General features: G+C 37.9%; 6 protein-coding genes. 4 read left to right on the top strand and 2 right to left on the bottom strand.

The features are described 5' to 3' along the window. A partial coding sequence (locus tag F6K22_RS13900; protein WP_293098507.1) for a hypothetical protein occupies window positions 1-238 on the bottom strand: 238 nt, incomplete at its 3' end. Between the two features lie 177 nt (window positions 239-415). Here F6K22_RS13900 and F6K22_RS13905 point away from each other — a divergent pair. From F6K22_RS13905 to F6K22_RS13920, 4 genes are all read left to right on the top strand, one after another. Beyond that, entirely contained in the window at window positions 416-793 is a 378-nt protein-coding gene (locus tag F6K22_RS13905; protein WP_293098509.1) for a hypothetical protein, read from the top strand. A gap of 367 nt (window positions 794-1,160) precedes the next feature. Then, a complete protein-coding gene (locus F6K22_RS13910; protein ID WP_293098512.1) occupies window positions 1,161-1,514 on the top strand; it encodes a hypothetical protein in 354 nt (117 codons plus the stop codon). Then, a complete protein-coding gene (locus F6K22_RS13915; RefSeq protein ID WP_293098515.1) occupies window positions 1,504-3,504 on the top strand; it encodes an S-layer homology domain-containing protein in 2,001 nt (666 codons plus the stop codon). Before F6K22_RS13910 ends, F6K22_RS13915 begins: the two co-directional genes overlap by 11 nt. Continuing rightward, window positions 3,501-4,796, top strand: a complete 1,296-nt coding sequence (locus F6K22_RS13920; protein ID WP_293098518.1) for a S8 family peptidase — start codon at window positions 3,501-3,503, stop codon at window positions 4,794-4,796. Before F6K22_RS13915 ends, F6K22_RS13920 begins: the two co-directional genes overlap by 4 nt. Window positions 4,797-5,636: 840 nt before the next feature. Here the strand turns inward: F6K22_RS13920 and F6K22_RS13925 are convergent. After that, window positions 5,637-11,036, bottom strand: coding sequence for an AAA family ATPase (locus tag F6K22_RS13925; RefSeq protein WP_293098521.1), 5,400 nt, complete (start codon window positions 11,034-11,036; stop codon window positions 5,637-5,639). Window positions 11,037-11,702: the final 666 nt, after the last annotated feature.

The raw sequence follows: 11,702 nt of genomic DNA on the forward strand, positions 1-11,702 counted from the left end.
AAAAGAGGGAACAGGGAACAGGGAACAGGGAACAGGAAGAAAGAATAGATAATTTATGGATGAGAATTGATTTGATTTTTAATTTTTGGAGATGTCTAATAAGAGGCACAATAATCCAGTAAACATCTCCAGAAAATAGGGAGCAGGGAGCAGGGAGCAGGGAGAAATAATTGATGATTTCTATTGATTTGATTTTTTTATTATTGGAGATGTTTAGTTCATAAACCTGTCCGGTCATTTCAGTTATTAGTTATCAGTTAGAATAGCGTCGGGAGTTTTGACTTAATCACAGAATAACGATATAATACGTTAAAAAGTATACCATTAGTCAGGCTGCACTTACCCATCAATGAAATCCATTAGAACCAAACTTAAATTAAACAATAAGCAAAAGTAAATAGATCGTCGTAATGATATGGCAAACATCACTCTAGCTAATTTAATCGGGCTAATTTTGAGGGACTTAGGCAGTACATTTGAGCAAACGGTCAAACCTGAGGAGCTATTCGATCTCCACACCAGCGAGACCCATTTAGATATTCCAGAAGATATCCTAAACTTGCAGGTTAAGGATATTGAACTGGATTTGCCAGCTCATTTGCACCTGCAAGTCGATCCGTTTTCTCCGACAACATCACCACGATTAATGGTGACTCTGCCCTCAACTTTAGAAATGCCATCTGAGAGTCGGTTAGGTCGCATCAGGATGACCATTCAATCCGAACAATCGAACAATTATTACCATAAAAGAGGGAACAGGGAACAGGGAACAGGGAACAGGAAGAAAGAATAGATAATTTATGGATGAGAATTGATTTGATTTTTAATTTTTGGAGATGTCTAATAAGAGGCACAATAATCCAGTAAACATCTCCAGAAAATAGGGAGCAGGGAGCAGGGAGCAGGGAGAAATAATTGATGATTTCTATTGATTTGATTTTTTTATTATTGGAGATGTTTAGTTCATAAACCTGTCCGGTCATTTCAGTTATTAGTTATCAGTTAGAATAGCGTCGGGAGTTTTGACTTAATCACAGAATAACGATATAATACGTTAAAAAGTATACCATTAGTCAGGCTGCACTTACCCATCAATGAAATCCATTAGAACCAAACTTAAATTAAACAATAAGCAAAAGTAAATAGATCGTCGTAATGATATGGCAAACATCACTCTAGCTAATTTAATCGGGCTAATTTTGAGGGACTTAGGCAGTACATTTGAGCAAACGGTCAAACCTGAGGAGCTATTCGATCTCCACACCAGCGAGACCCATTTAGATATTCCAGAAGATATCCTAAACTTGCAGGTTAAGGATATTGAACTGGATTTGCCAGCTCATTTGCACCTGCAAGTCGATCCGTTTTCTCCGACAACATCACCACGATTAATGGTGACTCTGCCCTCAACTTTAGAAATGCCATCTGAGAGTCGGTTAGGTCGCATCAGGATGACCATTCAATCCGAACAATCGAACAATTATTACCATTGGGATCGGAACAGTGAGCAATAATCACAACGGCAATCAGTCGAATTATAATGAAAATCAAGAATGGGAATTATCTGACCTTGTTGATGTGATTGCAGCTGAACTGGACAAAGCTCAAGATACACTTTCTCTAAAATCCTATGCTCGTGGAGTATCTTTTGCTATCAAAAAACTGAATCTCGATTTGGAAGTCAAAGTGCGCCGTACTGCTCAAGGTCGATTGCTATTTCATACAGTTGATGACGATCGGACTAGCACAACTGTCCTCAAACTAGACTTTGCTCAAGTGCTCCAGAGTCAGCTTACCCAGGTTCGTAAGCCTCTCAACAGTGACATTACTGTTTCTGAAGTCAGTATGAATCAGCTCGAAGATTTACCCCAGATTACTGCTGATGAAATAGCAACCCTAAATAAATATAGCGTTCGTTCTGTTGATGACTTAGAACGTTATACTCAAATTCCCGGAGCAATTATTGAATTGAGTCGCCAAGCAGGAATTGCTGAATATCGCTTACGTCAGTGGCTCCAACTACCTTTTATTCATACAATTCAACCAATAAAAGGGCAACCGGGTAGTCTCGTTAAGATTGAGGGAGGAAATTTGGGAATCTTAACTAATTCCTCTCTTAATCAAGTTATTTTTCAACAGAAATCGGCAAAAATACAGAAATCGGCAAAAATTGTCACCTGGCAGGATACTTATCTTGAAATCAAGATGCCATCAGATATTAGCGGTACAGGCTCGCTAGTAGTGCAATTGGATAAGCAACAAACCAATGCCCTGCTTTGGGAACTAACGGATAATATGTCTAATAATGTTACTTGTATGCCTGGAGATGAGATGAAACCAGGGAAAATTTTCCCACCCAAAATACCCAGTCATTCACCAGTTGAGCCATTGCTTCCGAACGAAAATAATACTGTCTCTAGAGATAGTTCTTTAAAACACCTATTTCTATTTCTTAGAGATTTTCACAAAAAATCACTCAAGTTATTAGATTTTAGAAAGCTTAGAAATATTGTCTTTATTTCAAAAAAACAAAAGTCGATTTTATTTTCAGCACTAATTATAGCAGTTTTAACTCTCTTTCTAGGTGAGTTTATCAAGAAAAAAATATCTGGTATAAATCTATGTGCTTTAGCAAATTTTAATTGTTCTTTGCCTCGAACAATTTATGTCGATCCAGCTACAACAAGTAAGACTTCTGATGGAAGTAAGTCTGCTCCACTTAAAACTATTGAAATTGCTTTAGAGAATGCTAAGGCAGGGGATACAATTTGGCTCTTAAAAGGTAACTATAAGATTATTGGTAATATATTACCGATAACAATCCCATCAGGTATTAGTCTCATTGTAGAGCCAGATGTTACTTTCTTTCCCTCATTCAAAGATATCCAAAATCATTGGGCAGAAGAATTTATTGAGAATTTGGCAGCACGGGGAATTATCAAAGGTTTTCCTAATTTTACATTTCGGCCAGATACTAAAGTTACTCGTGCTGAGTATGCAGCTATATTGGTTCAAGCTTTCAATTTTAAGAACAAACGTCCACCTCAAAATTTTCAAGATGTGGAATCATATTTTTGGGCAAAAGACGTAATTCAACAAGCTTATCAGTGGAAATTTTTGACAGGTTTTCCAGATAGTAAATTTAAACCTAAGCAGGATATAAAGCGCATCGAAGTGATTGTTTCTTTAGTTAATGGACTAGAATTAACTGGTGGCGATCAGAGTTTGATTGAATACTATAGCGATCGCGAGAAAGTCAAAGAAAATGATTGGGCAAGAGAAGAAGTGATAACAGGAACAGCAAAAGAGCTTATTGTTAATTATCCTGAGGTGAATGTATTAAGTCCAAATCGGAGTGCAACTCGTGCTGAAATAGCAGCGATGATTTATCAAGCTCTTGTTAATCAAGGTCAACTGCCAGAAATTGAATCGGAATATATTGTAAAAGAGGATAAAGTTTTAACTAAGATACCTCTATCATTTTTCAAAAGGAAAAAAAAATGAGCCAAAACAATCAAAGTTGGGGTAAGATGCCAAGGGATCAAATGAATCCTGTCATCTCTCCAGCCGATACAACAGGAAGATTATTGGTTTTATTTGCAGACAATGGAACTAACGCAGGTAGAAGCCTTTTACAGGACCAAGCTGGAGTGGCGTTGTCTGACTCATCTGGAGCCTTAAGTAGTAGTGAGGAGAATATTATTTATCCGAACCAAGGTGTTGCTGTAATTAATGCCGATCCCGATCAACAGAGTAGGATAAATTCTATTCAAGCAGATGAAAATTCCCCTATTCTGACGGTTGAAGAGGAAAAAATTGTAGAAGTGGTACCGATCGCTGCAATTGAGGATACTCAATATACAAATACCTGGGGATTAATTGAGACAGAAGTTATTAATTCTGGGTGTAGTGGAAAGGGTATTAAGATAGCAATTCTTGATACAGGTTTTGATCTTAACCATCCTGATTTTGTCGATCGAAAAATTATCTCTAAGTCCTTTGTGGAAGGTGAAGAAGTTCAAGATAAACATGGTCATGGGACTCACTGTACAGGAACAGCCTGCGGACCCCGCTATCCGAAGGGTACTGATCGACGCTATGGTATTGCCTATGAAGCAGAGATTTATATTGGTAAGGTACTGAATAATGAGGGCAAGGGCAATGATGGATCAATTCTGGCCGGGATTGAATGGGCTATAGAGCAAGGCTGTCAGATTATCTCTATGTCAATTGGAGGAGCTGTAACCGCCAGTCAATCTTATTCTCAAGTTTATGAAACAATCGCTTATAGAGCGTTAAATCCTCTTGTGTTAAATTCTGATAATGTGTTAAATTCTGATAAAGAGTTAAATAAGGTCTTGATTATTGCAGCAGCAGGTAATAATAGTCATCGCAATTTGATGCCATCTATTACGAACCCGGTAAGTCATCCAGCTAACTGTCCGTCAATTATGGCTGTTGGAGCTGTTGACTCAAACCTTAAAATTGCTAGCTTTTCCAATCAAGATAAAAGCTCCGATCCAGCAGGAGATGTCGATATTGTTGGGCCTGGTGTAAATGTTTATTCAAGTTGGCGAAATCAGAGCTATCTAACCATTAGTGGCACCAGTATGGCTACACCCCATGTTGCTGGAATTGCAGCTTTATACGCTGAGGCATACCCCGATACTAGAGGCAAAGAACTCTGGGACAAATTAACTGAAAATCTTGATACACTAGGTCTCAGTCCTAAAGATGCTGGTAAAGGACTGGTTAAAGCACCTTTAGGAGAGTCAAAAAAATCGGGGGAAAAATAATATAATGATTTTCAGGACTTACGCAGAGACACTATATATAGCGTTCAAAAACTATAACGTTATAGATAAATAGTGTTTAAGACTCAAAAATGCGTAAGTCCTGATTTTATTAACTTATAACTGAACTTCTCCAAAAATGAAAAATAAAATCAATTCTTATCCATAATTGATCAATTACTGCTTCATAAAACTGATACAAAGCGTGACATAATGTGACAAATTGATGTTTACTTCCTGTCTCTTGGTCAGCATTCCCTCACAGGAGTGCGCGTTCCGCAAGCGAGCTGTCGGCGGCGCGGGGTCGCACCGCTTGCGACTTGCCTCTTGCAGAGGAGCTGCCTCCTGCGGAGGAGCTGCGCTAACGCTAACGTCGTCGCGGGGTCTGACCGCCTTCTACTGAGGCCGTCGGCGGTTACTCATCCACAGGCATTGACGGTTAAGCCAACCGCATCTTTTAAGTCTATACCTAAATTTAAGTCTTTGTCAATAGACATTATTATTCATGGTTGTTCTCTTACCTCTGACTCCTCTGAGTGAGGGTAACGAGCGGGATTTTTGGAGAGGTCTAATAGATAGAGTGCCAGAAATGTTTAAGCAGCGATTAGTGCAGAAGATACAAATTTCACCCTCCCTGCAAAGCCATGTGAACATAACTACCGTATTATATTGCGCTCATTGCGTAAATTGTTAACTAAGTCGAAACTCTCCTCTGTTCCCTGTTCCCTCTTTCTGGAGATGTCTACTAGAACTACAGGACTACCTTTTATGCAGCGAAGGTCTGTTTGATTAATGGATGGGAATCCCGCGCTGTCTCGCAGAGCAGCCTCGGGAGGATGTCAATTAACCCATATACTCATGACACCATTCCAGATAAATCTGAGCAACCCGATCGCCTGGATAATCATCTAAGCATTCTTGAAATAAAACCCCTGCTTGTTCAAATAACTCTTGATGAAATAACAAGACTGCTTTTTCAAACTTCCCTTTTGTCCTAATTTTCACATCCCGTACTTCTTTTGATTCCGCAGAAAATACTTCAAATAAACTAACCGCTTTGGCTTTTCCTTTAGCTTTGACTTGAGCAATAAATCGGAAATCGTATTCTAAGGGATTATTTAAGTGTATAAAAGTTTTCTCGGTAATTAACAGGGAAACTCCATAAGTTTTGGTTAACCCTTCCACTCTTGAGGAGAGGTTCACCGCATCTCCGATCGCCGTTCCATCCATACGCCCAAATCCCCCTACAGTACCTAACATTAATAATCCTGTATGTAAACCAATACCAATGCGTAGAGGTTCAAGATTATTTTCTTGTCGAGATAAATTATATTTTTTCAATTCTTGCAACATGGCGATCGCCCCTTGTAGTGCATCATCAGCAGAATTAGGAAACAGAGCCATAATAGCATCGCCAATATATTTATCAATAAATCCGCCATGAGCTTGAATTTGGGGTTCCATATAACCGAGATATTCATTAATAAAAGCAAAGTTTTCCGCTGGGGTCATCTGTTCCGAGATGGTAGTAAAATCACGAATATCAGAAAATAAAACTGTCATTTTCCGTTCTACTTGATCTCCGAGTTTCACATCCACAATGCTCTTTTTGTCTAAAAAGCTGAGAAACTGAGCCGGAACAAAACGCTCATAAGCCTGGTTTAATTTAGTTATATTGTTATACAGTTGGGCATTTTCTAATGAAATTGCTGCTTGACTAGCAATAGTTCGTAATAGTGCCATGCGTTCTTTGGTAAAAGCTCCAGTAGTCAGGTTATTTTCTAGATAAATAATACCTTGGAGTTTACCTTGATTGATTAAAGGAGTGCATGCAATGGACTGACATTTATATTTTTGAATGTAAGGATCGTCGGTAAAATTCCCTTCACGAGTAGCATTGTTCAAAACAATGGTTTGACGAGTACGGGCAACATAATACACAATTTTTGATGCCACCATTTTCAATTCAGACAAAGGAATAGACTGCAATACCGAAACTGTATCTGAGTATTCTTCCTTCGTTGCTTCAATAAACAAACCTTCCTCACGAGGCAAAATCAAGATTCCTCGTTGCGCTCCTGCATTTTCAATGAGAATATCCATTAAAGTTGCCAGCAATTTTTCCAAAACAATTTCACTGGAAATGGCAGTGGTAGATTTAATCACTGTAGCTAAGTCTAAAAAATCACTATCAGTAGAACTGCTTGTACCCTGATCCCATGTCATATAAGAGGTTTTGTCATTGGAAGTTTTCGACAATTGAGGATACTTTTCTTCCAGGTGCTTGACTTTTGCTATTGCTCCCCATTGACTGTAACAGTAATGTGCTTCCATCATATAAATGGAAGCAATTTTTTCCTGCTGCCAGTCAAGATAAAATTTGGCTGCCAGTTCATTTGCCAGAGCTTCTTCTTGAATATATTTGTTTTCTTTGGCTCCTGATATCGCCAAGTCATATAGCTCTATTGCTTCTCCTTTTTTTCCTAATACTCGGCATTTTTCGGCCTCCACTAAATCTACTTTATGTTGATAATTCATCGGTGCTGAATTTGCCCATTGCTTTTGTAGTTCCCTTTGATTTTCTTCCACTCGTTCCATCACCTCTGACATCTCATTTTTCCCTTCACTCAAAGTTGCTAAAGCAATCAAAGAATCATAAAAATAAAATATTGGTTGACTCACCAGTCCTGGAGAACCAAACACATACCCCTTAATTTTTCCTACATAGTTTTTAAGCTCTTCAATTTCTTCAAACATATAACACAGCATCATCTTATACAAGTAAAACAATGCTAACCCCAACGAGTCATTCCCCGACATCATTGTCCCTCTAAATTCCCCTTCTGACTCTACAGAGTCAGATAAAATAGTTGGATATTTACTAATTCCGAGTAAATTTAATGTTGAGAGCCAACAACTGCGACACCAATTCGCTGCTACCAATTGATTCAATTGTACTAACCCATCAAAGTAAGTATGGGCTGCCTTTTCCAAATAAGCAAGGGGTTGACTAGACCAAAAAGATTGTAAACAAAAAGCATGAGCATTATACCCAGCAAATTCCAAGCTGCCTACCTCTAAACCTATTCCATAACCTTCTTGTAAGGGATAAATGGTTTCTTTGATGTGAGACTTATAATGTAGGAGAAAGAACATCACAATATGTATTACCAATGGCTTTACCGCCTTTAAATCCAGTTTGGAGACTACCTTTAGTGCTAGTTGACCAAACTTGACTGAGACATCGACATCTTGCAAAATATTACAAGCAATGATGCCATAGCAAGAATAAGCATAGGCAGAAGCTTCAGTATTTCCATATTCAATAGACAGCTTGACTGACAAAGATACCAATAATGGAAATAAGGGAGAGCCAGCAATATAGGTAGTTGGCATAATGCTATTGGCAATCTCCACAATTGCAATTTTTTCTTGATCCTCCATTATTGGCAGATCGACTAAACTTTCTATTTCTCCGTCCCCAAGGAGTAGGTAAATTTCGGAAACTGCCTGTTTAATATAATCAGGTGTGGGTTGTTGGGGAAAAGTGATACCTAGTTGTTGCAAAAATTGTTGAGCAGTGGCAATTGCTTGCGTTAGTTGATTTTGGGTGTTATATGCTTGTACTCTAATTCGGTAAACATTCACCTGTTGTGCTAAAGAGCGGGTATTGGCAATCACTATCTCAATCAACTGTTCCATCACTTCAAAATCACCACATAGAAAAGCCAATTCAGCCGCTAATTCATAGAATTCCAGAGTCATTTCATATTGCCTAGACCAACTATTTTCTCCCAACAAAGCCAACCCAATGTTGGCATATTGACGACTTGCTTGGTAAGCATTGGCATCTCTAGCTTTGCGACAGGCAAGCAAGTTGAGTTGAGCTAATTCATCTCGCTCGGTTTGTTGACTAATTAAAGCTGTTCCATAGTTTAGTTGATTGACGAGTTCAAAAATCTGTTCTTCTTTGGTTTCTGGGGACATCTTTTGCAGTAGCACTTGTCCGATCTGATAATGAATCTGGTTTTTTTTGTCATCCGGAATTAGAGCATAAGCAGCTTGCTGAATGCGATCGTGACTAAATTTAAAAGATTGAATGAGAAGATTTTCATCCAATTCCGACCGGGGTAAAATTAAGTTGCGATCGAGAGAAATTTTTAACAACTGAAAAGTTTCTTGGGCTGATTTTTTTCCTACCCAAGCGATAGTTTTTAAGTCAAATTCTGCTCCCAAACAAGCAGCAAGAGATAAAACTTCTTGACTAGATTTGGGTAATCTTTGCAGCTTATACACCATTAATTCCACAACATTATCCGTAAATCTCCTAGCCTTTATCGCTTCTATATTCCATTGCCAAATCCTTGATTTATGATTAAATTTTAGTAATTCTTCGCTATATAATGCCTGTAAAAATTCATTAATAAAGAAAGGATTTCCTCCTGTTTTTTCCATAACCAACCAAGCTAAGTCGCAAACTTTTTCTGGATTATGTTTCAAGGTATCGCCAATTAGATAAGCAATTTGATATATAGGTAATTTTTTTAACTTAATTTTGTTAATTACAGCCTTGTTTTGCTTCAGCTTTTTGAGAGAAATAGCTAAAGGATGACTTGCCGAAACTTCATTATCACGATAAGCTCCTAAGAGAAAAATATCTTGAGTTTTTTCTGCTACTAATAGCCGTTCAATTAATGTTAAAGTTGCTAAATCTGCCCATTGTAAGTCATCAATAAATAGAGTTAATGGATGCTCATTATCACATAAAGAACTAATTAAATCAGAAAAAACAAGGTTGAAACGATTTTGTGATTCATTTGCTCCTAATATAGTAACAGGAGGTTGTTTGCCGATAATTAATTCTACTTCGGGAATAACATCAATGATTATTTGTCCGTTATTCCCTAATGCCTGCAATAATTTTTCTCGCCAGACCTGCAACCTAGTTCTACTTTCCCCCAATAATTGCCCAATCAATCCGCGAAAAGCTGCTACAATTGCTGAATAAGGAATATTGCGTTGAAATTGGTCAAATTTGCCAGAGATAAAATAGCCTCGACATTCGGTGATCGGTTTGAAAAGTTCTTGTACAAGAGATGATTTGCCAATACCAGAATAACCGCTCACTAACATCAGTTCCACTTTTCCCGTTTTGACAACTCTCTTAAATGCTGCCAGTAAAGTTGCTATTTCTTTTTCCCTGCCATAAAGTTTTTGGGGAATTTGGAAGCGATCGGAAATATCCTGTTGACCTAATGGGAAAGAATTAATATTTCCTGTTCCTTCTAGTTGTCGGCGACATTCTTCTAAATCTGCTTTTAACCCATAAGCACTTTGATAGCGGTCTTCGGCATTCTTTGCCATCAACTTCATAACAATATCTACCACTACAGAGGGAATTTTTGCCTTACTCACTATTACCTTACTAATAGTTGAAGGTAGAGATTTCGCATTTTGGGCCTTCAATTTCATCATAATATCTGGCAGCACTGAGGAAACTTTTTTCTGCTCTTCTTGTGCTTTACTAATAATTGAAGGAGGAGGTTTAGCAATGTGGGAATGAACTAACTCCAAAGGGTCAGAACTTTCAAAGGGCAATTTTCCCGTTAACATTTCATAGAAAGTTACTCCCAAAGAATAAAAATCTGAGCGATAATCTAAACCCCGATTCATTCTTCCTGTTTGTTCTGGGGAAATATAAGCTAGAGTACCTTCTAATACATTGGGATTTTTTAGGGTCGGGTTTTCTCGACTAAGTTCGGTGGCAATGCCAAAGTCAATAATTTTAAGTTCTTTAGTTTTAGGATTAAAAACAATATTGTCGGGATTAATATCTTTATGAATAACATTTTGAGCGTGAATTTTTCCTATAATTTCAGTAATTTGTATTGCCAGGAGTAAAAATTCTAAGGTGGATAAGACTTGATGCTCCTTTAGCCATCGTTTTAAGGATATTCCCCCAAAGTCTTCTAAAACAATCGCATAGCTTCTTTGCCATTCTTCCAAACTATAAGCTTTGATAATACCAGGAGATTCTAATTGGCAAGTGAGATAATATTCCTGTTTATAGCGTCGAATTTGCTCCGAGGTGGGATAGTCTTGGTTAAGAAATTTGATGATGACGGGTTGGGTTTCACCGAGTGTGGCAGTAGCTGTATCGCTAACTCGTCGAGCGCGATAAACTAGGGAGTTCGCACTCTTATGAATTTGAATAAAATCTTGGTATCCAGCAAGATTAACCATAAAAATAACGAAGGAGAAGGTTAGGCACTCTATTTATTCTAATGCAGTCGAGTTAATTCGGAAATAATCTCGATTCTGAGAAACTATTTGTTAAATTGAAAGTTAAATTCTTGTTTAGTAGAGCGCCCAGGCTAAAATTGTGGGTAAAGTCAAAGGTTGTCTTCAACACTTCTAAGCTGATTACAATTATACCAAATTCAAAAAAGGTCGTTACAGTCAAAAAAGAGTAGGGAATAGGGAATAGGGAAAAACCTTGCTCTTTATTTAATCTTCCTATATGGCAAAATCCAGATATTCCCTAACTACAAAAAAAGTTAATATAGCATTGTTTTTTGAAACTGGTATTACTTATAATTTTAAGCTATACAACGTCTAGCTGAAGTCAGAAGGCGCGAAGTCAGATAGGGGAGGCGTCGGTAGAGCGAAGTACAGAAGTTAAAGAAAGCAGCAAGGACTAAATTTGAGAGGAGCGAGAATGTCCGCGCTAGTAATGGCAACTGCTATAATAATACTGTTACACATCTAAAATAGTTGATTATTTTAGGGTGTGCTAGATGGCTAAAACTTAAGCTGTGAAAGGTATTTAGCAATCTATTATAAAGCACCATTTTAGATGTGTCAGTCCAGTAGGATAGGTTAGGTAGTAATACCAACCGTTGCTCACCA

Origin of the sequence: Okeania sp. SIO2F4, from assembly GCF_010672385.1 — a bacterium.
GTDB lineage: Bacteria > Cyanobacteriota > Cyanobacteriia > Cyanobacteriales > Microcoleaceae > Trichodesmium.